21 protein-coding genes are annotated in these 22,254 nt (G+C 68.2%); 15 read left to right on the top strand and 6 right to left on the bottom strand.

Annotated features, from left to right (window positions below; translation table 11 throughout):
- Positions 1-45: 45 nt before the first annotated feature.
- Positions 46-804: a FadR/GntR family transcriptional regulator gene (locus ACFWUU_RS38960; RefSeq protein ID WP_137257794.1), complete on the bottom strand. Its 759-nt coding sequence runs from the start codon at positions 802-804 to the stop codon at positions 46-48.
- 100 nt (positions 805-904) lie between these two features.
- On the opposite strand from ACFWUU_RS38960, the gene ACFWUU_RS38955 reads away from it, so the two are divergent.
- Genes ACFWUU_RS38955 through ACFWUU_RS38915 form a run of 9 tightly spaced genes read left to right on the top strand, consistent with a single transcriptional unit; the run spans position 905 to position 10,446 of the window.
- A complete protein-coding gene (locus tag ACFWUU_RS38955; RefSeq protein ID WP_380183496.1) occupies positions 905-2,416 on the top strand; it encodes an ABC transporter substrate-binding protein in 1,512 nt (503 codons plus the stop codon).
- Complete coding sequence (locus ACFWUU_RS38950; RefSeq protein WP_137257793.1) at positions 2,413-3,360, top strand: ABC transporter permease; 948 nt, start codon at positions 2,413-2,415, stop codon at positions 3,358-3,360. Before ACFWUU_RS38955 ends, ACFWUU_RS38950 begins: the two co-directional genes overlap by 4 nt.
- Positions 3,357-4,175: an ABC transporter permease gene (locus tag ACFWUU_RS38945; protein WP_380183492.1), complete on the top strand. Its 819-nt coding sequence runs from the start codon at positions 3,357-3,359 to the stop codon at positions 4,173-4,175. The genes ACFWUU_RS38950 and ACFWUU_RS38945 overlap by 4 nt, the downstream gene beginning before the upstream one ends.
- On the top strand, positions 4,172-5,125 hold the full coding sequence (locus ACFWUU_RS38940) for an ABC transporter ATP-binding protein (RefSeq protein WP_380183490.1): 954 nt from the start codon (positions 4,172-4,174) through the stop codon (positions 5,123-5,125). The genes ACFWUU_RS38945 and ACFWUU_RS38940 overlap by 4 nt, the downstream gene beginning before the upstream one ends.
- The gene (locus ACFWUU_RS38935; protein ID WP_380183488.1) at positions 5,118-6,023 is read left to right on the top strand and encodes an ATP-binding cassette domain-containing protein; all 906 of its coding nucleotides are present in this window, start codon (positions 5,118-5,120) and stop codon (positions 6,021-6,023) included. Before ACFWUU_RS38940 ends, ACFWUU_RS38935 begins: the two co-directional genes overlap by 8 nt.
- Positions 6,020-7,453: an aldehyde dehydrogenase family protein gene (locus tag ACFWUU_RS38930; protein WP_380183486.1), complete on the top strand. Its 1,434-nt coding sequence runs from the start codon at positions 6,020-6,022 to the stop codon at positions 7,451-7,453. The genes ACFWUU_RS38935 and ACFWUU_RS38930 overlap by 4 nt, the downstream gene beginning before the upstream one ends.
- 12 nt (positions 7,454-7,465) lie before the next feature.
- A complete protein-coding gene (locus ACFWUU_RS38925) occupies positions 7,466-8,227 on the top strand; it encodes an SDR family NAD(P)-dependent oxidoreductase (RefSeq protein WP_380183484.1) in 762 nt (253 codons plus the stop codon).
- A gap of 9 nt (positions 8,228-8,236) precedes the next feature.
- Positions 8,237-9,607 carry an amidase gene (locus tag ACFWUU_RS38920; RefSeq protein WP_380183481.1) on the top strand — a complete coding sequence of 457 codons (1,371 nt, stop codon included), beginning with the start codon at positions 8,237-8,239 and terminating at the stop codon, positions 9,605-9,607.
- Between the two features lie 2 nt (positions 9,608-9,609).
- Positions 9,610-10,446 (top strand): hypothetical protein, encoded by an 837-nt coding sequence (locus tag ACFWUU_RS38915; protein WP_380183478.1) that lies wholly within the window; start codon positions 9,610-9,612, stop codon positions 10,444-10,446.
- On the opposite strand, the gene ACFWUU_RS38910 is transcribed toward ACFWUU_RS38915, so the two are convergent.
- Entirely contained in the window at positions 10,443-10,922 is a 480-nt protein-coding gene (locus ACFWUU_RS38910) for a hypothetical protein (protein WP_380183476.1), read from the bottom strand. The two genes, ACFWUU_RS38915 and ACFWUU_RS38910, sit on opposite strands and share 4 nt — an antisense overlap.
- Positions 10,923-10,996: 74 nt before the next feature.
- Positions 10,997-11,569 (bottom strand): hypothetical protein, encoded by a 573-nt coding sequence (locus ACFWUU_RS38905; protein WP_380183474.1) that lies wholly within the window; start codon positions 11,567-11,569, stop codon positions 10,997-10,999.
- A 276-nt stretch (positions 11,570-11,845) separates the two neighbouring features.
- Here ACFWUU_RS38905 and ACFWUU_RS38900 point away from each other — a divergent pair, with 276 nt between their 5' ends.
- The 4 genes from ACFWUU_RS38900 (at position 11,846) to ACFWUU_RS38885 (ending at position 16,242) form a co-directional block, all read left to right on the top strand.
- Positions 11,846-13,327 carry a DUF4118 domain-containing protein gene (locus ACFWUU_RS38900; protein ID WP_380183472.1) on the top strand — a complete coding sequence of 494 codons (1,482 nt, stop codon included), beginning with the start codon at positions 11,846-11,848 and terminating at the stop codon, positions 13,325-13,327.
- A gap of 84 nt (positions 13,328-13,411) precedes the next feature.
- Positions 13,412-13,777 carry a response regulator gene (locus ACFWUU_RS38895; protein WP_380183470.1) on the top strand — a complete coding sequence of 122 codons (366 nt, stop codon included), beginning with the start codon at positions 13,412-13,414 and terminating at the stop codon, positions 13,775-13,777.
- A gap of 15 nt (positions 13,778-13,792) precedes the next feature.
- Complete coding sequence (locus tag ACFWUU_RS38890) at positions 13,793-14,476, top strand: response regulator (protein WP_380183468.1); 684 nt, start codon at positions 13,793-13,795, stop codon at positions 14,474-14,476.
- 137 nt (positions 14,477-14,613) lie between these two features.
- Positions 14,614-16,242, top strand: a complete 1,629-nt coding sequence (locus ACFWUU_RS38885; protein WP_380183466.1) for a glycoside hydrolase family 13 protein — start codon at positions 14,614-14,616, stop codon at positions 16,240-16,242.
- A gap of 235 nt (positions 16,243-16,477) precedes the next feature.
- Here ACFWUU_RS38885 and ACFWUU_RS38880 read toward each other — a convergent pair whose 3' ends face one another.
- A complete protein-coding gene (locus tag ACFWUU_RS38880; protein ID WP_380183464.1) occupies positions 16,478-17,257 on the bottom strand; it encodes a L,D-transpeptidase family protein in 780 nt (259 codons plus the stop codon).
- Between the two features lie 71 nt (positions 17,258-17,328).
- Positions 17,329-17,901 (bottom strand): GNAT family N-acetyltransferase, encoded by a 573-nt coding sequence (locus ACFWUU_RS38875; RefSeq protein WP_380183462.1) that lies wholly within the window; start codon positions 17,899-17,901, stop codon positions 17,329-17,331.
- A 19-nt stretch (positions 17,902-17,920) separates the two neighbouring features.
- Here ACFWUU_RS38875 and ACFWUU_RS38870 point away from each other — a divergent pair, with 19 nt between their 5' ends.
- Positions 17,921-20,845: a BTAD domain-containing putative transcriptional regulator gene (locus ACFWUU_RS38870; RefSeq protein WP_380183460.1), complete on the top strand. Its 2,925-nt coding sequence runs from the start codon at positions 17,921-17,923 to the stop codon at positions 20,843-20,845.
- 3 nt (positions 20,846-20,848) lie between these two features.
- On the opposite strand, the gene ACFWUU_RS38865 is transcribed toward ACFWUU_RS38870, so the two are convergent.
- Complete coding sequence (locus tag ACFWUU_RS38865; RefSeq protein ID WP_137257780.1) at positions 20,849-21,265, bottom strand: hypothetical protein; 417 nt, start codon at positions 21,263-21,265, stop codon at positions 20,849-20,851.
- 100 nt (positions 21,266-21,365) lie between these two features.
- Between ACFWUU_RS38865 and ACFWUU_RS38860 the strand changes: the two genes are divergently transcribed.
- Positions 21,366-22,253, top strand: a complete 888-nt coding sequence (locus tag ACFWUU_RS38860; RefSeq protein WP_137257779.1) for a LysR family transcriptional regulator — start codon at positions 21,366-21,368, stop codon at positions 22,251-22,253.
- Position 22,254: the final 1 nt, after the last annotated feature.

Here is a 22,254-nt window from a genome sequence, read left to right as displayed (position 1 = left end):
CCCCCCACCAGTGAACCGATCCCGTCAGAATGCCACGGGAGTACCTCAGTCCTCTATGAGTGCACGCAACGTTTCCTGCTCGGAGTCGGGCACATACCCGCCGTAGTAGTCGTACATGTTCTGGCGGGCCAGGCGCGCGGCGGCGTGGCCGTTGCCGGTGCGGATCGCGTCGACGACGTCGGCGTGGTGGTGCAGTGACTCGAGCATCAGGGCGCGACTGTTCGGCGCGTGCGCGATCTTGTCGGAGATCAGGCTGAGTACGACGCCGCGGACGACCTCGTTGCAGGTCTGGATCAGCGAGTTGCGGCTGATCCGCGCGATCAACTCATGGAAGGCGAGATCGGCCTGGCTGAACGCGCCGAAGTCGACGTCGATCGCCGCTCGCATCGCCACCAGCGTCTCCTCCAGCTCGTCGAGCTCCTCCGGCGTACGCAGCCGGGACGCGACCTGGATCGCGGCGCCGTCCATGATCATCCGGAAGCCGATCAGCTCGCTCAGGGTCAGCTCGTCGACGCGCGCCAGGCGGACCATCTGCTTGCGCAGCGCGGACTGCGAGAACGGCAGGATCTCCGGCCCGTTGGGATCGCCCGGACGGGAGCGAACCACGCCGTTGCTCTCCAGCACCCGCAGCGCCTCGCGGACGGTCGATCGGCTGACCGCGAACTGTGCGACCAGTTCCCGTTCGCTCGGCAGCCGCTGGCCCGGGGCCAGGTCGCCGCGGGCGAGGGCGTCCTCGACCTGTTCGACGATCCGTTCGTACGCGCGCACGGGCTGTACCGGACTGAACTGCGGTCCAGTTGTCATCCGGCGCACCCCCTAGTCGCTTGACAGGCACCTGAGCAGGGGACAAATCTAGTGGCCCAGTTACACCTAGTCCACTGGTCGGACCAGTGAAGGAGTTGGCGTGAAGTCGTCGTTTCGCATCCGGGCGGTCGCGTTCGTCGCTTCCGCGGCGGTGCTGGCCCTGACCGCCTGCTCAGCGGGTTCGAGCACCTCTTCAGGCAGTTCGCCCGGCGGGGACCAGAAGCTGTCGATCGGCCTGGTCGCCGAGCCGGCCAGCCTGGACTTCACCACCACCGACGGTGCCGCGATCCCGCAGGCGCTGCTCGGGAACGTGTACGAGACGCTGGTCAAGCAGGACGACTCCGGCAAGATCGTGCCGTCGCTGGCGAAGTCGTGGACGGTCTCGCCGGACCGCAAGACCTACACCTTCGATCTGGTCGACAACGCGAAGTTCACCAACGGCAAGCAGTTCACCGCGAACGACGCGGTGTTCAGCATCAACCGGGTGAAGACGGCCTGGACGATCTCGCTGAAGGCCGCGATGGACGTGGTCTCCGGGGCCAAGGCGCTCTCGCCCACGCAGTTGCAGGTCACGTTGGCCAAGCCGAGCAACGACTGGCTGTTCCGGATGACCACCCGGATCGGCGCGATGTTCTCCGAGTCCGGTGTCAGCGCGCTGGCGACCGACCCGGTCGGCACCGGCCCGTTCAAGTTCTCGAAGTGGAACCGCGGCGACTCGATCGTCATGGTCCGCAACGACGACTACTGGGGCAGCAAACCGTACTTCCAGACGATCACGCTGAAGTACTTCAAGGACGCGACCGCGCTCAACAACGCCCTGCTGACCAGCACGATCAACGTGATCGGCACGGTCCAGGCGCCGGAAGCGCTCAGCCAGTTCACCAGCAACAGCAAGTACCAGGTGATCGAAGGTACGACGAACGGCGAGGTGCTGCTGTCCTTCAACAACTCCCGGCCGGTGTTCAAGGACCTCCGGACCCGCCAGGCGATCCGGATGGCGATCGACCACAAGGCACTGCTCGACACCTGCTGGGCCGGTCGCGGCAAGCTGATCGGCAGCATGGTCCCGCCGACCGACCCGTGGTACGAGGACCTCACCGGCGTCGCGCCGTACGACCTGGCCAAGGCCAAGTCGTTGCTGCAGGCATCCGGTGCGGCCGGCAAGACGCTCCGGCTGCGGCTGCCGACGTTGCCGTACGCAACGTCCTGCGGCCAGGTGGTGAAGAGCATGCTGGAGCAGGCCGGGCTGAAGGTGCAGATCGACCAGCTCGAGTTCCCCGCCGCCTGGCTGACCACGGTCTTCAAGAACGCCGACTACGACATGTCGATCATCGCCCACGTCGAGCCGCGCGACCTCGGTGCGGTGTTCAACGCGAAGTACTACACGCGGTACGACGATCCGACCCTGCAGGGCTATCTCGCCGCCGCGGACGCCGGTGACGAGGCCGCGCAGGTCGACAACATGAAGAAGGCGGCGCGCCGGCTGTCCGAGCAGGCCGCTGGCGACTGGCTGTTCCTGATCCCGAACCTGATCGTCGCTGACAAGAACATCAAGGGCCTGCCGACCAACGCCATCACCGAGAACTTCGATCTCTCCAAGCTCGCCCGATGATTCTCCGCCTGATCGAGCGCACCGGCGTGTTCTTGGTCAGTCTTGCGGTGAGCTCGGTGCTGGTGTTCGCGTTCATGGCGGTGCTGCCCGGCGACCCCGCCCGGGTCGCGCTCGGCGTGAACGCGTCCGATGAGGCGGTGGCCGAGTTGCGGCAGCAGTTCGGCCTCGACCGCCCGCTGCCGACGCAGTACTTCGACTGGTTGGGCGGACTGCTGCACGGCGACCTCGGTACGTCGTACGTGTCGAAGGTGGCGATCGGGCCGCAGGTGTTCGATCGCCTGCAGGTGACGCTGTGGCTGGTCGTGGCCGGGATGATCATCGCGCTGCTCGTCGCCGTCCCGGCCGGCACGATCATGGCCGCGCGGCACCGCAAGCTGTCCGGGCTGGCCCTGTCCGCGGTCTCCCAGGTCGGCGTCGCCGTACCGGCGTTCCTGGCCGGCATCCTGCTCATCGTGGTGTTCGCGGTGAAGCTCGGCTGGCTGCCCGCGAACGGCTGGACCCCGCCCGCGCAGGACCCCGGGATGTTCCTGAAGCAGCTGATCCTGCCGGCGCTCTCACTCGGCCTCGTCCAAGGCGCCGTCCTCACCCGCTACGTCCGTAGCGCGGTCCTCGACGTTCTCCGCGAGGACTACCTCCGCACCGCCCGAGCCAAAGGCCTGAAGCCCTTTCAAGCCCTCTGGCGCCATGGCCTCCGCAACGCCGCCGTCCCCGTCGTAACAGTCCTGGGCCTCCAGCTCGCGACCCTCCTCATCGGCGCGGTCGTCGTCGAACGAGTCTTCGTCATCCCCGGCCTGGGCAGCCTCCTCCTCGACGGCGTCTCGAACCGCGACCTCCTACTGGTCCAAGACGTCGTCATGGTCCTCGTCCTCGCCGTTCTCCTGGTCAACTTCATCGTCGACCTGCTGTACGTCGCTCTCGATCCGCGCCTGAGGACGGCATCATGAGGCGACTGAACCCGAGCCTGATCGCCGGCGGCGTCATCGTCGGCCTCATCGTGCTGATGGCACTCGTCTCGTTCGTCTGGACGCCGTACGACGCGACCCTGGTCACGCCCGCGTCGCGGTTGCTTGAGCCGTCGTGGTCGCACTGGTTCGGGACCGACAAGTTCGGGCGCGACGTGCTCAGCCAGATCATGGTCGGCTCGCGTACGACGCTGTTCGTCGGCGTCGTCGCAGTGGGCGTCGCCGCGGTCATCGGCGTACCGCTCGGGATCCTGGCCGCGATGGTCCGGCGCTGGCCGAGTGAGGTGATCATGCGCGGCAACGATCTGCTGCTCGCGTTTCCTGCGTTGCTGTTGGCAATCATGTTCGGCGCCGTGTTCGGGGCGAGCACGCTGACGGCGATGATTGCCATCGGCATCGCTTCGGTGCCGAGCTTCGTCCGCGTGATCCGGAGCGGCGCGCTGCAGGTGATGCGGACGGAGTACGTGCTCGCGGCCCGTGCGGCCGGACGACGGCCGTTGCCGGTCGCGGTCCGGCATGTGCTGCCCAACGTGACCAGCCTGATCACCGTGCAAGCCTCCGTGTCGTTCGCGATCGCCGTACTCGCGGAGGCGGCGCTCTCGTTCCTCGGATACGGCACGCCACCGCCGACACCGTCGTGGGGCCGGATGCTGCAGGAGAGCCAGGAGTTCCTGTTCAGCGCTCCGCGGCTGGCGATCTTCCCAGGGATCGCGATCGCCATCGCCGTACTCGGCTTCAACCTGTTCGGTGACGGCCTCCGCGATCGCTTCGACCCGAAACTGGAGGACCGCCGATGAGCGACGTGCTGACGGTTCGCGGGTTGTCCGTCAAAGTCCGCGACACGACGCTGGTGTCCGATGTCGACCTGACTGTCGGCGCGGGGGAGCGGGTCGGGCTGATCGGGGAATCGGGGTCGGGCAAGTCGTTGACCGCGTTGAGCGTGCTCGGACTACTTCCCGAGGACGTGTACGTCGGCGGCTCGGTCCGCCTCGACGGTGTCGACCACGAGTTGATCGGTGCCGACGAACGCCGCATGTCGCAGGTCCGCGGTCGCGACATCGCGATGGTCTTCCAGGAGCCGATGACCGCGCTCAACCCGACCATGCGGATCGGCGACCAGCTCACCGAGGCGATGCTGATCCACAAGACCAAGCCCAAGTCTGCAGCACGTGCGGCCGCCGCGGAGCTGCTCGAACGCGTTCAACTCCCGGCCGACGCCCTGCGCGCGTATCCGCACCAACTGTCCGGTGGCCAACGGCAACGAGTCGTCCTGGCGCTTGCCTTGGCCAACGATCCGTCCCTCCTGATCTGCGACGAGCCGACGACCGCGCTCGACGTCACTGTCCAGGCTCTCGTCCTCGACCTCATCGTTCGCGGCGTCATGGACCGCTCGTCCGCGCTCCTCTTCATCACCCACGACCTCGCCGTTGTCGCGACCGTCTGCGAACGAGTGCTGGTGATGTACGGCGGACGGGTCGTCGAGTCCGGTCCCGTCGCCGACGTGTTCACGCGCCCGCGCCACCGCTACACCGAGGGCCTGCTCGCGGCGTCCGACCTCGACACGACTACCCGTCGACTGACGACGATCCCCGGCAACGTGCCGCCCGCCGGCAAGTTCCCGTCGGGTTGTGTCTTCCGCACCCGCTGCGCCTACGCAACCGCCCTGTGCGAAGAGTCTCCGCCATGGTCGGGCGACGAGTCGGAGGGCTTCGCCTGCCACCACCCCGCGGGGGTGACGGATGCCTGAGCACCCGCCGACGTCCGGGCGTCCGCCGATGCCTGAGCACATCCCGACGACGCATGAGCTCGAGACGCCGACCGCCATCCAGGTCGTCGATCTCGTCCGCGACTATCCGCGGCCGCGTACCTCGTTGTTCCAGCCGGCCCCGGTCGTGCACGCGCTCCGCGGCGTGAGCCTGGAAGTCAAGCAGGGCGAGCGATTCGGCATCGTCGGCGAGTCCGGCTGCGGCAAGTCCACGCTGCTCCGGATCATCGCGGCCCTCGACCGCGCGACGTCCGGCAATGTGATTGTCGAAGGCACCGACATCACCCGCCTGTCCGATCGCCGCCTGCGCTTCCTTCGCGAGAACCTCCAGCTCGTCTTCCAGGACCCGATGAGCTCGCTCGACCCGCGGATGCGGGTCCGCGACATCATCGCCGAACCGCTCGTCGTCCAAGGCCATCCCGCCTCGGGCGAGCGCGTACGCGAACTACTCGAAGCCGTCGGCCTGTCCGCGGACGCCGGCGACCGGTACCCGCATCAGTTCTCCGGCGGTCAGCGTCAGCGCATCTCGATCGCGCGTGCGCTCGCGCCCCGCCCGCGCATCCTGATCGCGGACGAGCCGGTCAGCGCCCTCGACGTCTCCGTCCGTGCGCAGGTCCTCAACCTGATCTCCGACCTGGTCGACGAGCTCAACCTCACGCTGGTGTTCGTCTCGCACGACCTGTCCGTGATCAAGCACGTCTGCGACCGCGTGGCCGTCATGAACGCCGGCCAGATCGTCGAGACCGGCTACACCGGCGACGTGTACGCCGCTCCGCAGCACCCGTACACGCAGCGCCTCGTCTCGGCCATCCCCACGCTTCAGCGCGCGCTGTCCGGCGCGACCACGTCCGACCTGCTCGCGAAGGGAGATCCAGCGTGAAGTTCCCAGCCGGCCTGCCGATCGGTGAGGCCTGGGTCGAAGCGCCGGCAACAGCTCCGGTCATCTTCCCGTACGACGGTTCGACGGTCGCGGACGCACCGGTCGGCGACGTCGAGCTGGCCCGGGCCGCGCTCGACAACGCCCTGTCGGTCCGCGAGACGGTCGGCCGGCTTCCGTCGTACCTGCGCCGGAAAGTCTTGCAGAGCGTGCATTCCGCGGTCCTTGCTGCACGCAACGAATTCGTGGATCTGCTGGTGCTCGAGACCGGCAAGCCGCTGGTCGACTGCCGGGTGGAGATCGATCGGACGCTTCTGACCCTGGAGACGTCGGCGGAAGAGGTTGCTCGGCTGCACGGTGAGACGGTGCCGCTGGATCTGCTGCCGAGTGGTGAAGGTCTGCAGGGCTTCTGGGTGCGCAAGCCGATCGGCGTGGTCGTCGGGATCACCGGCTTCAACTACCCGTTGCTGCTGGCGGCGCACAAGATCGCGCCTGCGTTCGCGGCCGGCTGCCCGATCATCGTGAAGCCGGCGCCGCAGACGCCGCTTGCCACGCTGTGGCTTGTGCACCTCATGCGTTCCGCGCTTGCTGACGCGGGTGCACCGGAGAGCGCTGTTCAGTTGGTGACCGGCGGAGCGGATGTCGGCGCGGCGCTCACCACCGACGGTCGGGTTGGTGCCGTCTCGTTCACCGGATCTGCGGCTGTCGGTCATCGCATCGCGCGTGATGCGGCGCCGACGAAAGTCCTGCTCGAACTCGGCTCCAACTCTGCACTCGTCGTTGCCGAGGACGCCGATCTGGACGCCGCCGCCGATGCGATCGTTCGCGGCGGGTACTACGCCTCCGGGCAGGCCTGCATCTCCGTCCAACGCGTCATCGCCGTCGAGTCGATCCGCTCGGAGCTGCTGGAGAAACTCGGTGCTCGGCTGCCGACCGTCGTTGTCGGCGACCCGCGCGACCCTCTGACGCGGGTGTCTGCGCTAATCAACCCGGCGTCCACCGAGCGGGTTCGCCAGTGGGTCGGGGATGCCGTTCACGCCGGCGGGTCGATCGCGTACGAGGCGCCGGGCGACGTGCTCGGGCCGATCGTGCTGACCGACGTACCTGATGGTCTGCCGGCCTGGGACGAGGAGATCTTCGGACCGGTCATTGCGGTGCGGTCGGTGCCGGACGTCGACAGCGCGTTGCGGGCCGTGAACGAGACGCGGTACGGCTTGCACGCGAGCGTCTTCACGTCCTCGCTGGACACCGCGTTCGCCGCGATCGACCGGCTCGAGGTCGGCGGAGTCGTGATCAACGACGTACCCGGATTCCGCTCCGACGTCATGCCGTACGGCGGGGTGAAGGACTCGGGCACCGGCCGTGAGGGACCGCGCTTCGCGATCGAGGAACTGACCACAACCCGCATGGCGATCATCCGTCCACGCCCGTGAGAGGTGGCCCGTATGGAGTACGCGAATCTGTTCCGGCTTGATGGCAAGCACGCGTTGGTGATCGGCGCGGGGAGTGGGATCGGGCGCGAGAGTGCGCTGGCACTGGCTGCGCAGGGTGCGCGAGTGACGTGTGCTGACCGGGACCTCGCGGCGGCTCGTGCGACGGCCGGGTCCGAGCTCACGGCGTACGAACTGGATGTGCTGGACGACGCCGCGATCGCGCGGGCGGTCGAGGAGCTGGATCCGGTGGACGTGCTGGTGTTCACGGCGGCGACCAATGTGCGGAAGCGGATGCTCGACTACACCGGCGAGGAGTTCGACCGGGTGGTGTCGCTGAATCTGCGGGCCTCGTTCGAGCTGATCCGCGCGTTCGGGCGGGGGATGGCGGAGCGGCGGAGCGGCAGCATCATCGGGTTCAGCTCGATCCGCGGAACCACGGTCGAGCCGGGGCAATCGGTGTATGCGGCAACGAAGGCCGGGCTGGTGCAGTTGCTGCGTACGGCGGCGGCCGAGCTCGGGCCGTCCGGCGTACGCGCGAACGCGATCGCACCCGGCGTCGTCGAGACCCCGCTGACCGCGCAGATCAAGGCCGATCCCGCGTGGTACGCCGCGTACGCGCAGAAAGGTGCGCTGGGCCGGTGGGCGCAGCCGAGTGAGCTGGCGGGCGCGGTCGTGTACCTCGCGTCCGATGCCGCGAGCTTCGTGACCGGGAGCGTACTCGCGGTCGACGGCGGCTGGACCGCGGTCGACGGACGCTTCGACCCACCGAACTGAGGGGTGTGTATGAGTCTCGCCGATCTGACGGCGGTTGAACTGCTGGCGAAGTACCGCGACGGCTCGGTGTCACCGGTCGAGGTGATCGAGGACGTGCTGGCCCGGGTGGACGCTCGCGAGCCACAGATCTGTGCGCTGTACGCGCTCGACGCCGAGGGAGCACGGGCGGCGGCGCTCGAGTCGGAGCGTCGCTGGCGGGACGGGACGGCGGGGGCGCTGGACGGCGTGCCGGTGACGGTGAAGGAGAACATCGCGACCCGCGGTACGCCGGTGCCGCAGGGGACTGCGGCGACGTTGTTGACCCCGGCGGTCGAGGATGCGCCGGCTGCCGCGCGGTTGCGGTCGGCCGGGGCGGTGATCTTCAGCAAGACGACGATGCCGGAGTACGGGATGCTCTCGTCGGGGGTGTCGACGTTCCATCATCTGACGCGGAATCCGTGGGATGTGACGAAGACTGCCGGTGGGTCGAGTGCGGGTGCGGCGGCCGCGGCGGCGGCTGGGTACGGGCCGATCCATATCGGCACGGACATCGGCGGGTCGATCCGGTTGCCGGCGGGCTGGTGTGGGTTGGTCGGGCTCAAGCCGACGCACGGGCGGGTCGCGGTCGGGAATCCGTATCCGGGGCGGGCGATCGGACCGTTGACCCGTACGGCCGGCGACGCGGCGCTGGCGTTGTCGGTGATGTCCGGGTATGACCCGCGCGACCACACGTCGTTTCCTGCTTCCGACGACGAGTTTGGGGTTGAGCTCGAGGGGCTGCGCGTTGCGTTGTTGCTCGATGCCGGGGTCGGGCCGGCGGTGGATCCGGCCGTGATCGCGGCGGTGTCGGCGACGGCCGACGTACTGTCGAAGGCGGGTGCGCTGGTCGAGCCGATCGACCCGATCATCACGCGGGAGATGCTCGACGGGCTCGATCGTTTCTGGCGGATCCGCTCGGCGACGGACATCGCCGCACTGCCCGAGGAGCGGCGTGCGAAGGTGCTGCCGCAGATCCGGGAGTGGGTGTCGACGGCGGGGGATCTGTCCGGGTCCGACGTGTTCCACGGGTACAGCCAGATGGGTGCGATGGCGGCTGCGGTCGCGCAGGTGTTCACGGCGTACGACGTGATTCTGTCGCCGGTCGCGCCGATCACCGCGTTCCCGGCGGAGCTCGCGTATCCGACGGACGACCCGTCGAAACCGTTCGAGCACATCGGGTTCACGGTCCCGTACAACATGTCGCAGCATCCGGCGACCACGGTCAACGTCGGGTGGTCCGCTTCGGGGCTGCCCATTGGCGCGCAGCTCGCCGTACCGCATCATCAAGAGATGAGGGCACTGGCGTTGGCCGGTTACCTGGCCGACCACCAGACCGAGAGCCGGGCCTGGCCGATGGAGTAGCTATGGGTGACTCCGGGTTGATCGCGCACTGCTACCGCATGCTCGGCTCCATCACCGACGCCATCGAGATCGCTGGTTCCACGTCTGGTTATGAGGCTGCCACTCGCGCGTGTCTGCTGCACGCGGGGAGCCGTCCGCTCCCGTCCGACCTGGCCGCTCCCAGCGCGCATCCGGAGGGAGCACTCTCGGAAAGCTCCGAGATTCTCTGGCTCGAACCCATCCCCGAACATCTGATGGACGGCCGCCCGATCGACCTCGGCCTGATCGCCGCCCTCCAACGCATCCCACCGCGCGAACGAGCCGCGACCATCCTCCACGACATCGAGGACTGGCCTGGCGCCCGCATCACGGACCTGCTGGGCGACGTACGCCCGATGCCGCTCACCGTCAGACCGAGCGCCGCCGTCCCCGACGAAGCCCTGCTGGCTCGCTACCGGGCCGCGTTCGAGCAGTACGACGTACCCGCGATCGTCACGCTCTTCACCGCCGACGCGATCTGGGAGATGCCGCCGTTCACGTCCTGGTTCCGCGGCGCCCGCGACATCGGCCGCCTCATCTCCACCCACTGCCCGGCCGAACGCCCCGGCGACCAGTACCTCGTCCCCCTGAAAGCCAACGGCCTCCCCGCCTTCGCCGTCTACATGCGAGACCCCCGCGACAACATCCACCGCGCCTTCCAGATCCAGGTCCTGACCCTCACCGCGACCGCAATAGTCCACGCAGTCGCCTTCTTCGACCTGTCCCTCTTCCAAACCTTCCACCTACCCGACCTACTTCAAGGCCTCCCACCCAACCCCTACGACGGCACCCTCAGACCCCACGTAGAACGCCGCCACTAACCAACACCCTCAAGCCGAGCAACCGCGGCGTTGAGCAGCTGGACGAACGCGGCGTCGGTCGGGTAGGAGTCGCTGTCCGCGGTGAGCTTGAGCAGCGTGCCACCTCGCGCGACATAGGCGGCGTACGAGGCGGACTTCGCATTCCCGGTCCGGATGACAATCCCGTCCTTCAGCCCGGCGACGGGAAGCTGACGCGGGGTGATCCGGAACGTCTCGCCGTCGTACCAGGTCCCGCTGACGGTCGCACACCGCGGGAGCGTCGCGGCGATCCGCTGTACGACCGGCAGTCGCGACGTCGGCCACGAGCAGATGAGCTCGGTCACGGAGATCGGGTTGTCGTTCACACGGATGAAGTACTGACCGCGGATCGCAGTGGCCGGTACGCCGAGGTCCCGCATCGGATCCCTCACCATCCAGCAGTCTGCCGGCTCGTACTTGACGTCACTCGCCACCGTCGGCGAGGGATCCGGCGCCACGCCACCTTCCCACCCCTGCGGTCAACAGCAACACAGCACCGACCGCGAACCGGCGTACCACTCCTGACACGGCGCTAGTGCCTGCTGGCATCAAGCCGAGCCACCGCCTTCGTCAGAAGCTGAGCAAACGCTGCATCGGTGGGAAAGGTGTCGCTGACCCCAAAGATGCGGAGCACGGTGCCTCCGCGTACCACTGTGGCGGAGTGGAGGACGAAGATGCGGTCAGGAGTATCTGCATCGACCATCTCGGTGCGCAAGGCAATGCCGTCCTTCAAGCCTGGCATCTGCACTTCCTTGACCGTCATGCTGAACCCGGTCCTGAGGGACGTTGTGCCCTTGACGGTGGTGCAATGAGGTAGTGCCGTCGCGATTCTCTGGACGAGCGGCTGCTGTGTGGTCGGCCAGGAATAGATCAACTCTGTGATCCCCTCGAGAGGTTCACGGACGAAGTACTGCCCCCGGACCGAGGTACTGGGCGCGTCCAGGCTCCTCAGCGGGTTACCGACCACGATTTGGCAGTCCGCCGGATCGTACTGAGTCGTGGCGGCGCCCGGACTTGGACTTGGATCCACCGCGACGCCACCGTCCCAGCCTTTCGGCAGATCTGCCAGCGTCAGCGCCGCCTTGGTCGCTTGGGCGACTGTCAACGGGGCGGCCGTTGGCGTGGGGTTGGGAGTGGGGTTGTCGGGCTGTTGGCTGCAGGCTGTGAGTGCGAGTACAGCTACGAGCGCGAACCGGCGTACCAAGACGTCTCCTCAGGCTGGAACGGCCTTGATTGTAAGGGATTTGGGCCGGTTCGATTACAGCAGCGGTATCGCCTCGGCTGTGAACCGGGCCTTCAGGTCTTCCGGGCTACGACGATGCAGTGGTCGTCAGTGTCCGGGACTATCGGTTAGCGTTCGTCCAGGGGAAAGTGTGATGGGATGGAGCGGCGCCGGACGAGCTCAGCGGTTGTCCGCCGGCTGACTGGACTGCTCGCAGCCGGCCTGCTGGTCGCTGCCGTGACCGCGCTCATCAAGCTCGGCGAGCCCCACGTCCCGACACTCAGCCTGCTGGTGCTCTATCTGCTCGCCGTACTGCCCATCGCGATCTTCTGGGGTACGCCACTCGCCGTCGTCACGGCCGTGCTCAGCGTGTGGGCGTACGCGTACTTCTTCGTCAGCCCGCTGCACTCCCTCCTGCTTGCCGACGCCCAGAACGCGGTCGGCTTGGGTGTGTTTCTCGTGACGGCGGTGGTCGTGGGCGAGCTTGCGGCTCGGCTACGACGGGCGGCACTGGAGGCCCAACGGCTGTCGAACGAACAATCCGCGCTCCGGCGGGTCGCCACTCAGGTGGCTCGAGCGGTAGCGCCGAGTGTCCTGTTCACAGCCGTGACCGAAGAGGTGGGGCGACTCTGCGGCGCCGATCTCGCGCGGATGGAGCGGTACGAACCGGACGGGACGGTCACCGGTGTCGCGGCCTGGAGCCGGGTGCCCGCCCATCTGGCCGTCGGTGAGCGGTTCGATCTCGACGGCCTGAGCATCGCCCGCGAGGTACGCCGACGCGCCGGACCGATCCGCCTGGACAGCTTCGCCGGTGCGTCGGGCGCGATCGCGCAGGAGGCGCAGACCATCGGAATCCGTTCCTCGATCGGCTGCCCGGTCACCGTGGGCGGCCGCCTCTGGGGTGTCGTTGCCGCCTCCAAGACCAACGACATACCGTTCCCGGCCGCGACCGAGGCACAGATCGCGGGCTTCACCGAGCTCGTCGCCACCGCGATCGAGAACGCAGAGGCCCGGGCCGAGCTGATGGCATCCCGCGCCCGCGTGGTGGTCACCGCCGACCGGACGCGTCGGCAGATCGAGCGCAATCTGCATGACGGCGCACAGCAGCGGCTCGTCTCACTCGCGCTCCGGCTGCAGACAGCCCAGACGAAAGTGCCGCCTGAGTTGTCCGAGCTCACCGCGGAGCTGGACCAGGTGCATGGCGGACTGACCGACGCCCTGGACGAGCTCCGCGAGACGGCGCGCGGAATCCACCCGGCGATCCTCGCCGAGGGCGGCCTCAGCCCGGCACTGAAGTCACTGGGCCGCCGGTCGACGATCCCCATCCGCCTGACGCTCCGTGCGCAGCCGCGCCTGTCGGAGCGGCTCGAGGCGAGCGCCTACTACTTCGTGTCCGAGGCTCTGACCAACGCAGCGAAACACTCGCAGGCTTCGCTGGTCGTGGTCACCACCGACATCACCGGCGACGCGCTCCGCGTCGAGATCCGCGACAACGGACAGGGCGGCGCGGACTTCAGCCGGGGCACCGGGCTGCTCGGCCTCCGCGACCGGGTGGAAGCGCTAGGCGGCCGGCTGAACCTCGACAGTCCCCGCGGCGCCGGAACCACCTTGACCGCCGAGTTCCCGCTGACCGGCAGCTGACGTCCGCCGGAGCCAACGTTCGATTGCACAGAGAGTCGCGTTAGCTGGAATGCGCCGGGGCCCTCGTCGCGTGATTCTGGAGCCATGGGGTTGCGCTGCTTCATCGTCGACGACAGCACTGACTTCCTGGACGCCGCGCGGTCCCGCCTCGAAAGTGACGGGGTCACCGTGGTCGGAGTCGCCTCGACGATCGACGAGGCGCTGGCGCGACTGGACGGCGCCGAACCCGACGTCGTACTCGTCGATGTGAACCTCGGCAGCGAGAGCGGCCTCGACCTGGCCCGGCGGATCCAGATCGAGACGAATGTGGACCCCGCGCAGGTCGTTCTGATCTCCACCCACGCGGCGGAGGACCTGATCGATCTCGTCGAGAGCGTGCCGGCCGCGGCTCTGCTGTCCAAGACGGCGTTGTCGGGTGTCGCTCTCCGCCGGATCCTCGACGACAGGTAGGTCTACCGTGGGGAGATGACGATCGACTCGGCCGTCGATGGCGGTGCGACACGCAGCCGCGTCGTCCTGGCCGAGGACGACGTACTCCTGCGCCAGGGGCTGGCCAGCCTCCTCGAGCAGGCGGGTTTCGAGGTCGTCGGACAGACCGGCGACAGTGTGTGGATCCTCCCGCTGGTGCGGGACCTGTCGCCCGACCTGGTCGTGGTGGACATCCGGATGCCACCCACGCACAGCACCGAAGGGCTGGACGCCGCCCGGGAGATTCGGCGCGAGTTCCCGGCCGCCGGGATCCTCGTCCTGTCGGCCCACGCCGAGGTCGAGCACGCAATGGAGCTGCTCGCGTCCGGCCAGCGGATCGGCTATCTCCTCAAGAGCCGGGTGACGGATGTGGGCGACTTCATCGAGACGATGGAACGGATCCTCAGAGGTGGCTCGGTGATGGACCCTGCCCTGGTCCAGGAACTGGTCAACGCCCGCCGGGACGGCGACCCGCTCGCCGAGCTCAGTCCACGGGAGCACGAAGTACTCGCACTGATGGCCGAGGGTCGCTCCAACTCGGGCATCGCACGCCGGCTGTGGGTGACCGAAGCGACTGTGGAGAAGCATGTCCGGCATGTCTTCGCCAAGCTGCGCCTCCCCGAGACCAGCGACGACCATCGCCGGGTGCTGGCTGTGGTCCGGTATCTCGACGCCCACTGAGTACCGGTCAGCCAGACCCAGGATTCCGGTTAGCGGGTAGCCCCTCTGGACGCTGGCCTTGCTGACGCCCGCCCTCCGACGGCGGATCGTAGTGACGAGATCAGCGGCCTGGGGAACGACCAGAGGGACCGATCGCGATGTTCACGACAAGGCCCCGGCCTGGAGCCGATTGGTGGCGGACCGCCGTCATCTACCAGGTCTACCTCCGCAGCTTCCACGACTCCGACGGCGACGGTGTCGGTGATCTGGCCGGCGTCCGCGCGAAGCTCCCGTACCTGCGGGCCCTGGGAGTGGACGGCATCTGGCTCAACCCGTTCTACCCCTCACCGCAGCACGACCACGGGTACGACGTCTCCGACTACTTCTCGGTCGATCCCCACTACGGCACCCTCGACGGTTTCGACCGTCTGGTTGACGACGCGCACCGACATGACATCAAGGTCCTCATCGATCTTGTCCCGAACCACTGCTCGACCGAGCATCCCTGGTTCGCCGCGGCGCTGGCCGCAGGCCCGGGGAGCCCTGAGCGCGCGTGGTTCCACTTCGCCGACGGGCGGGGCGAGGAACCGCCCAACAACTGGCGCTCCGTCTTCGGCGGCCCGGCCTGGCAACAGGTTCCCGACGGCCAGTGGTACCTGCACAGCTTCGCGCCGGAGCAGGCCGACTTCAACTGGCGCCACCCCGACGTGGCGGCGTACTTCGAGCAGGTACTGCGATTCTGGCTCGAGCGCGGCGTCGACGGCGTCCGAATCGACGTGGCGCACGGGTTGCACAAGGCGGCCGGACTGCCGGACCACGGGCAGGCGATCGACGACGAGCTCACCGGTGACCCGCTCAACCCGCACGCGTGGAACCAGCCCGAGGTGCACGACGTCTGGCGCCGTTGGCGGCAGATCGCCGATGGATACTCGGCCTTCACCGGCCGCGAACGCGTGCTGATCGGCGAGGTCGGCGTACTGGATACCCGGCAACTCGCGCTGTACCAGCGGCCGGACGAACTGCATCAGACCTTCTATTTCGAGTTCCTGCGCGCGCACTGGGACGCACAGATTCTCTCCGACGTGGTCGACCGCGGGCTGGACACGATCCAGGACGCCGGCTCCTCGGTCGCCTGGGTGCTGAACAACCACGACATGCCGAGATCCGTCACCCGCTACGGCGGTGGGGCCCCAGGCGCACACGCCGGGGACGTCGATCTCGGGACCGCACGTGCGCGGGCGAGTGCGCTGCTGATGCTCGCGCTGCCGGGAGCGGCGTACCTCTATCAAGGCGAGGAGCTCGGTCTGCCCGAGGTCACGGATCTGCCGGACAATGTGCTCACCGATCCGATGTTCCACCGCAGCAACGGGGCGCGGCGAGGCCGGGACGGCTGCCGGATTCCCTTGCCCTGGTCGGCCGGCCAGGAGGCTTTCGGCTTCTCCCGGTCAGATCCGTGGTTGCCGCAGCCTGACTGGTTCGCCATGCATGCTGTGGATCATCAGCTGGGCTGGGGCGAATCGATGCTTCATCTGTACCGCGAGGCACTCGGTATGCGCCGGCGGCTTCCGGCACTGGCTTCGCACGACTTCGACTGGCTGGCGACCGAACCCGGCGTACTGGCCTTCACCCGCGGCGACGGCTTCTGCTGCGTCGTCAACTGCTCGTCGAGAGTGGTCGCTGTGCCGGTCGACGGCGAACTACTGCTCGCGAGTCACCAGGACGCGGGCGACAAACTCTCGCCCAACAGCGCGGCGTGGTACCTGCTGTCGTCGCCGACCCCCACCTAGCAGGCGGGCCTGGCGTCTTGAGAACCCCTCCAACACCTCGGCGCCAGGCCTGCCCCTCCAAGGAGTTCCGATGCGACAGATTCGGATAGCCAAAGTCGTTCGCAGAAAAGACAGACGGTACGACGACGACGCTGTGCTTCCGCTCGACCCCAGGGACCCGGACATCGTCCGAGCCAAGCAAGCACAACTCAGAAGTGCCGGGTCGGTCGGTAAATGAGCTCCTGGAGTAATGCTGCTAGAACTCGCCGTAGATCTGGACCTTGGTGCCGATCGGGGTGTCGGCGTAGATCTGGTGGATTTCGGGGCGCATGACTCGGACGCAGCGGTGGCTGGCGGGGTAGGGCTTGATGAGGGAGTTGACCCGGGAGCCGTGCAGGGCGATGCCGGGGCGGTCCTTGAGGAAGTAGAGCGAGTCGTACATGTACGCGTCTTCGTACAGGCTGCTCTCGTGTGCGCCGGCCCACTTGCGCCAGACCTTGCCGGTGCGGTTGGGGGTGTCGTAGCCGGGGGCGCCGGTGGAGATCCAGACGATCCGCTTGTAGGTGTTCCCGACGATTTGGTACAGGATCTGGCAGGTCTTGTTGACGTAGATGCCGGGGGAGCGGGTCGGCGTCGGGCGCTTGGTTGCGTTGAGCACCGAGTATGCGTCGTTCAACGTGAGGCCGGCGCGGCTGACCGGCAGGCCGTTGGTCTCGCGCCACGCGCACAGCGCCTGCTTGGCGCGCGCGGTTATGTCACCGTCGATGTCGCCGACCGGGTATCCGAGCTTGTCCAGCTGCCGCTCGACCCGCAGCGCGTAGTACGCCGGTTTCTGCTTCACCTTGGGCTTCGGCGGCACAGTCGGCTTGACCGTCGGCTTCACGGTCGGGGTGGCGCTCGGCGTCGTACTCGGGGAAGAGGCTGTAGATGAAGGGGTGTCCGAGGGGCTCGTCTCGCTCGCGGCCACGTCGGAACATCCAGCGAGCACGAACGACAACACGACGGCACCGGCGACAAGACCTCGACGACGCGACACGGGCGACCCCTCTCTCAGCCTTTTCAATGTCGCAGAACCACGCCGAGTAAGCGTGCAACGACCCGCCGAGACTAATGCGCCGAAGGTCCCCCGACGGTGTCAGTCGCCATTCCCGTCACCGAACCGTTGCCGAGCTCCGGCGCCGGATCGTCCCGCAACCGGCTGTACAGATACCCGTCCCGCAGCCGCCCGGCCCGGAACTCGCACCCGCGGATCACGCCTTCGAGCCGGAAACCCGCCTTCTCCAACGACTTCTGCTCGGCCAGGTTCTCCGGATGCGTCGCGGCCTGGATCCGCTGCACCGGCGTGTGCTCGAACAGGTACGCCGTCAGCATCGCCTGCGCCCGCCACCCCATCCCACGCCCGCGGTACTCCGGCAGCAGCGCGATCCCGATCTCCCAGTACTTCGTCCTGCCGTCGAACGACCCCGACCGCCAACTGACGAGCCCCGCCGTCTCCGCACCGGTCCGGACCATCAGCCGCCCGTCCTCGGCGCCGAGGAACCCGTCCTCGGCAAACCGCCGCACCGGCGCCTGCGCATCGCGAAACCCGTTCCAGTCCAGCCCGATCAGCCCGGGCTCCACCACGAACCGTTGGAGCAACGCGACATCGTCTTCCCTCACGGGCCCCAGCAAGACATCCATAGCTGCCAGACTAAAGGGCATGGAGTTCCGCATCCTCGGTCCGCTGGAGATCGTCGTCGACGGACGTGCGGTCCCCACGCCGGCGCCGCGGTTGTGTTCGCTGCTTGCGCTTCTGCTGCTGCGCCCGCACCGCCCGGTGCCGATGGATGAGCTGATCGACGGACTGTGGCCCGACGGCGTACCTCAGCCGGCGCACCCGACCCGGACCGTCCACACCTACGTACGACGATTGCGCGACATCGTCGGCGCCGGCGTACTGCAGACCCGCGGCCGCGGCTACCTGCTCGCCGCCGAACCATCCGATCTCAAAGCATTCCGCGCAGCGTTGACCCAGGCCGCCGAGGATCCGGCCCGCCAGGTCGAGCACCTTCGCCACGCCCTCGACCAGTGGCGAGGCGACCCGATCGAGGTGGAGCCAACAGCCGCGATCGGCCTGCGTGAGGAGCGGCTGACCACGATCGAGCAGTACTACGATGCACGCCTCGCCCGCGGCGACCACGCCGACGTACTCCCGGAGCTGCAAACCCTCAGCGCACAAGAGCCGCTCCGCGACCGTCTGATCGCCTTGGTGATGACCGCGCTCTACCGCTGCGGACGCCAGGCCGACGCGTTGTCGACGTACGACGGATTCGCGGCGCGCCTCGTGGACGAGTTCGGGCTCGACCCGACCGACGAACTGCGCGAGCTCCGCCAGTCGATCCTGACGTCCGCGCTCGACGACGAATGGCAGCACCAGAACCAGCTTCCGCTCGACATCCGCAACCTCGTCGGCCGCGACGTGCTCGTGACCGACGTCGTGAATCTGCTGACCGCGACCGAAGGCGTCCGGATCGTCGCGCTCTCCGGCACGCCCGGCGTCGGCAAGACGGCCGTCGCCGTTCGCGTCGCGCGTGAGCTGACCGACCGCTTCCCCGACGGGCAATGGTTCGTCCGCCTCCGCGGCGCATCGGACCAGCCGCGGCGCGCGGACGACGTACTGGTCGAGCTGCTGCGCGCATCCGGCGTCGACTCGCACTCGATCCCGGACGACGGCGATGCCCGCGCCGCACTCTTCCGTTCGCGCCTGGCGACGCGCAGCATCCTGCTCGTCCTAGACGACGCGCAGGACGCTGCCCAGGTCCGTCCCCTCCTCCCAGGTACGCCGACCAGCGCCGTACTCGTCACCAGCCGGAACCCGCTGGACGCCCTCGCCGCGCTCGACGGCGGCATCCCGATCCGCGTCCCGACCCTCACGCCGGAAGCCAGCACCACGCTCATCCACTCGATGCTTCAGGCAACCAATGACGTCGAGGACCTGGTCGACCTCTGCGCCGGCCTTCCGCTGGCACTCCGCATCGCGGGCGCCGTCGCCTCCCGCGGCTCGGTCGCGGCCTTCGTCTCCCGCATGCGTCGTACAGGCGCGCTCGCCACGCTCGCCATCGACGACGACACCGCTGTCAGTTCGGCGTTCCAAACGTCGTACGACCTGCTCGACCCCGCCGTACAACGCGGCTTCCGGCTACTCTCGCTCTTCCCCGGCCAGGAGTTCGCGCCCGACGCGGCCGCGGCGCTCATCGGCCCGACGTACGACCAGGTCCTCAACCGCCTCGAATCCGCCAGCCTGCTGGAATCCGTCGGCCACGACCGCTACCTCATGCACGACCTCGTCAAGGAGTACGCCGCCCAGCTCGCCGCCCCGGACCTCGACGCCTGGAAGTCCTTGTGCCGTTGGTACGTCGGCACCGCGAACGCCGCAATGACCGTCCTGGAACCGGGCGCCGTCCGCATCCCGATGCCGTCGTACGACGTCACCGTCGACGATCCGGAGGCGTGGCTGACGACTGAACTGCCCAACATCGAGGCCGTGGCGCAGCGCGCGCTCGAGCTCGGGACGCCTGATGTCGCCTGGCAGCTCGCCGATATCGTCCGGCTGTATCTCTACGAGCACAGCCGGTACGGCACGTGGCGCGCCCTGGTCCGGCTCGGTGAGCTCGGCGCGCAGGCGTCCGGCGACGACGCCGGCCGTGGCGCGATGCTGCACGCGCGCGGCGTACTCGCGCGGCACACGGGGGCGACCGAGGAAGCGATCGCGCTCTTCGAGCAGGCTGCGGAGCTTTATCGGGCACGCGGATTCACGCTCGGCGAAGGTGCGCTGCGGTGCAACATCGGGGTCAGCTACAACGCCCAGGGACGGCTGCGCGAGTCCGCCAAGGCGTTCGGTGAAGGGCTGGCGGTGTTCCGCGCCTGCGGTGAGTTCGCGCGGATGCCGCGCGGTCTGAACGCGCAGGCGATGAACCACATCCATCTCGGTGAGTTCCGCGAGGCCGTTGCCTGTGCCACCGAGTCGCTGCAGCACTCAGGTGCACACGGCAACGATCGACTTGTTGCCCTGGTCAACCGTGCCGGTGCCTACAAGGAACTCGGAAACTTGGAGCTGGCGGCAACGGATCTGCGCAACGCCGAGCCGCTGATGGAGAACCGGCTCGACGGGATCCAGTGGGGACTGGCCAAGGCCGCGGTCGAGAACCGGCTCGGTCATTACGAGGACGCGCGCCGGATCGCGACCGACGTACTGCGTGACAGCCGCGAGATCGACAACAGCTACGACACCTGCATTTCGCTGCAGGCGCTCGCCGACTCGTACCTGCACGCCGGCGATGTCGCGACCGCCCGGACGTACTACGAGGAAGGCGAGGCGCTGGCCGCGAAATCCGGCTATGCGACCGTCATCGCCGAGCTGCACTGCGACCTTGCCCTGTGCAACTTCCTCGACGGCGAGGTCGAGCTCGCCCACGCCCAGGCGACCCAGGCGCTGGCCGACTCGGTCGAGTACGGCATCGGGCGGCAGTCGGCCCGTCGCCTGCTGGCCCGCTGCTGCGAGGCCCTCGACCGTCCTGACGAGGCGGCGGCCCACCAGGCCGCCGCCGACGCATTCTGCCGGCAGACCGGCTACGTCCCGCGCTGAGGTTTACAGACCGAGGTCGCGGAGGAACTCCGGCTTGTACGCCTGGACCACGACGTACCGCTGGTCCGGGACCTCCATGCCCGCGTTCTTCGCCGCGTCGCTGGCCGCGTCGTGCGGACCGACCGGCACGCTCGGATCGGTCCAGTCCTGCTCGGCCGGGTTCCAGCGGGTGATCGTGTATGTCGCGTCGAGGTGGTCGTCGGCGACCAGATCCTTGGCGGTCCGCTCAGCCTCCTGGGCGTCCGCGAGCGTGTGCGTGTACATCAGCATCCGGTTCCCGTCTCGGGTCACCGTCACCTGACTCCCGAGCCGCTTCCGCGCGTCGTCATCCAGATCCAGCGCCCGCAACCGGTCCCAGAACGTCAACCCGTGCCCTTCGTCACTGAGCACAACCTCAACCCGAAACTCCTCATCCGCCATAGCGCACACCCTACCGACCCCCGGGCGGCGCTCCACGCGCGGACGCCTGAGATGTGGGACAGGTGAATCGATTTCTTTCGATCGACTACAGTTCTTAGTCATGGAGCTGAGGCACTTGGAACACTTCGTCGCGGTGGCTGAGCAGAAACACTTCACCCGGGCCGCCGAGGCGATGTCGATCTCGCAGTCGGGGCTGTCCGCGTCGATCCGCGCGCTCGAGCGTGAGTTGCGGGCGTCGCTGTTCGTCCGGAACACCCGGAGTGTGGAGCTCACCGAGGCGGGTCGGGCGCTGCTGTGCGAGGGCCGCCGTACCCTCGCCGCCGCTGAAGCCGCGAAGGATGCTGTTGCCGCGGTCCAGGGGTTACTGCGCGGTCACCTGACCGTCGGGCTGGAGCAGTGCCTCGGGGTGGTCGACGTACCGGCGTTGCTCGCGAAGTTCCGCTCGGCGTACCCGGCCGTCGAGATCGAGGTCCGCCAGGGCGGCTCCACGCCGATGCTGGACGAGCTCGCCTCCGGCCGGCTCGACGTCGCGTTCGTCGCCACGGCCGGCGACCCGGTCGACGGGCTGGACCTCCGGCCGCTGTCGCGCGAGTCGATGGTGCTCGTCTGCGCGCCCGACCACCGCCTCGCGAAGGCGTCCGGGGTCACGCTGGACGACCTGATCGGCGAGTCGTTCGTCGACTTCGACCCGACCTGGGGCGCGCGGGCCATCTCGGACAGCGCGTTCACCCGGGCCGGCGTCGCTCATCCGGTCACGATCGAGGTCAACGACGTACACACGCTCCTGGCTCTCGTCGCCTACGACCTGGGCGTGGCCCTCGTCCCCGAACGCATCGCCGCCAAACACGGCGACCACGTCACCGTCTCCCTGGCCCCCGGCGCCGCCTCCGCCTGGCAAGTCTCCGTAGCCGTCCCCACCGGCCCCGCCGCCTCCCTCGCCGCCGACGCCCTCATCGGCATGCTCCCCACCACCGCCGTCCACGCATAAA

Origin of the sequence: Kribbella sp. NPDC058693, from assembly GCF_042715335.1 — a bacterium.
GTDB classification, from domain to species: domain Bacteria; phylum Actinomycetota; class Actinomycetes; order Propionibacteriales; family Kribbellaceae; genus Kribbella; species Kribbella jiaozuonensis.
Note: the sequence above shows the minus strand (reverse complement) of the source record. Positions and strands in the feature narration are given on the sequence as shown.

Excerpts from the sequence above, each read along its gene's own strand:
- ACFWUU_RS38900 (WP_380183472.1), top strand. The coding sequence starts at position 11,846 with ATGGAGCGGCGCCGGACGAGCTCAGCGGTTGTCCGCCGGCTGACTGGA.
- ACFWUU_RS38865 (WP_137257780.1), bottom strand. The coding sequence starts at position 21,265 with ATGGCGGATGAGGAGTTTCGGGTTGAGGTTGTGCTCAGTGACGAAGGG.
- ACFWUU_RS38875 (WP_380183462.1), bottom strand. The coding sequence starts at position 17,901 with ATGGATGTCTTGCTGGGGCCCGTGAGGGAAGACGATGTCGCGTTGCTC.
- ACFWUU_RS38950 (WP_137257793.1), top strand. The coding sequence starts at position 2,413 with ATGATTCTCCGCCTGATCGAGCGCACCGGCGTGTTCTTGGTCAGTCTT.
- ACFWUU_RS38915 (WP_380183478.1), top strand. The coding sequence starts at position 9,610 with ATGGGTGACTCCGGGTTGATCGCGCACTGCTACCGCATGCTCGGCTCC.
- ACFWUU_RS38860 (WP_137257779.1), top strand. The coding sequence starts at position 21,366 with ATGGAGCTGAGGCACTTGGAACACTTCGTCGCGGTGGCTGAGCAGAAA.
- ACFWUU_RS38870 (WP_380183460.1), top strand. The coding sequence starts at position 17,921 with ATGGAGTTCCGCATCCTCGGTCCGCTGGAGATCGTCGTCGACGGACGT.
- ACFWUU_RS38890 (WP_380183468.1), top strand. The coding sequence starts at position 13,793 with ATGACGATCGACTCGGCCGTCGATGGCGGTGCGACACGCAGCCGCGTC.
- ACFWUU_RS38925 (WP_380183484.1), top strand. The coding sequence starts at position 7,466 with ATGGAGTACGCGAATCTGTTCCGGCTTGATGGCAAGCACGCGTTGGTG.
- ACFWUU_RS38960 (WP_137257794.1), bottom strand. The coding sequence starts at position 804 with ATGACAACTGGACCGCAGTTCAGTCCGGTACAGCCCGTGCGCGCGTAC.
- ACFWUU_RS38885 (WP_380183466.1), top strand. The coding sequence starts at position 14,614 with ATGTTCACGACAAGGCCCCGGCCTGGAGCCGATTGGTGGCGGACCGCC.
- ACFWUU_RS38935 (WP_380183488.1), top strand. The coding sequence starts at position 5,118 with ATGCCTGAGCACCCGCCGACGTCCGGGCGTCCGCCGATGCCTGAGCAC.
- ACFWUU_RS38945 (WP_380183492.1), top strand. The coding sequence starts at position 3,357 with ATGAGGCGACTGAACCCGAGCCTGATCGCCGGCGGCGTCATCGTCGGC.
- ACFWUU_RS38940 (WP_380183490.1), top strand. The coding sequence starts at position 4,172 with ATGAGCGACGTGCTGACGGTTCGCGGGTTGTCCGTCAAAGTCCGCGAC.
- ACFWUU_RS38920 (WP_380183481.1), top strand. The coding sequence starts at position 8,237 with ATGAGTCTCGCCGATCTGACGGCGGTTGAACTGCTGGCGAAGTACCGC.
- ACFWUU_RS38895 (WP_380183470.1), top strand. The coding sequence starts at position 13,412 with ATGGGGTTGCGCTGCTTCATCGTCGACGACAGCACTGACTTCCTGGAC.